This is a genomic window from Pseudoalteromonas sp. S558 (genome assembly GCF_005886635.1).
In the GTDB taxonomy this organism is placed as follows: domain Bacteria; phylum Pseudomonadota; class Gammaproteobacteria; order Enterobacterales; family Alteromonadaceae; genus Pseudoalteromonas; species Pseudoalteromonas aliena.
On the sequence record NZ_PNDU01000633.1, the window covers coordinates 1 to 260 of the forward strand.

Here is a 260-nt window from a genome sequence, read left to right on the forward strand (position 1 = left end):
CCTACGCCAGGTTCATAGCCCCAAAGCGGGTCTTGCTGACCTACACCGCGAATAAACGCAGTGATGGTAGAGTTAGTGCCTCGGCTTGAGTGTAGCGTAGTGTTTGGTGAAAACTGCTGTACTTCAGTCATTACGCTGATGCCGGTTTCTGCTAATTCATGTGCGCCAATTGAGGTTACGGCAACCGGAACTTCTTGTAAGTTTTCAACGGTTTTGCGAGCGGTTACTTCTATTCGCTCTAACTCTGATTTTTTTACTTT

Annotated in this window: 1 pseudogene; it reads right to left on the reverse strand. The window is 46.9% G+C overall.

The window, feature by feature from the left end:
* A pseudogene (locus tag CWB66_RS21735) lies at nt 1-260 on the reverse strand (Plug domain-containing protein); the annotation flags it as partial.